This is a genomic window from Micromonospora sp. PRAS1, assembly GCF_059553435.1.
Window position 1 is genome coordinate 1 of sequence record NZ_JCANNB010000118.1, and the last position, 473, is coordinate 473.

At 71.5% G+C, this 473-nt stretch carries 1 protein-coding gene; it reads left to right on the forward strand.

What is annotated here, in order from left to right; genetic code table 11:
* Positions 1-8 precede the first annotated feature (8 nt).
* Positions 9-473: acyltransferase domain-containing protein (locus AC507J_RS32345; RefSeq protein WP_496294370.1), on the forward strand; the 465-nt coding region annotated here is incomplete at its 3' end.

Genomic DNA, 473 nt, shown 5'->3' on the forward strand with positions numbered 1-473 from the left:
CGCCGCGGGTGCCGTTGTGGTCGACGGTGACGGGTACCTGGTTGAGTCCTGACGATGTGCTGGATGGGGGGTACTGGTTCCGGAATCTGCGGCAGGAGGTGTTGTTCGCCGACGCGGTGCAGGGCCTGCTCACCGACGGGTTCGGCGTGTTCGTCGAGTGCAGCCCGCACCCCGTGTTGGCGATGGCGGTGCAGGATGCTGCCGAGTCTGCGGTGGTGGCGGGCACGCTGCGTCGTGACGAAGGCGGCTGGGACCGGGTGCTGCGATCCGCAGGCGAGTTGTGGACCCGTGGTGTGCCGATCGACTGGCCGGTACCGGGCGGCCGGATCGCCGACCTGCCCACCTACCCGTTCCAACGCGACCGCTACTGGCTCGACGCGGGCGTCCGCTCCGATCCGGCCGGGCTGGGACTCACCGACACCGGCCACCCGCTGCTGGGCGCCGCCACGACCGTGGCCGGCCCGCAGACCGTC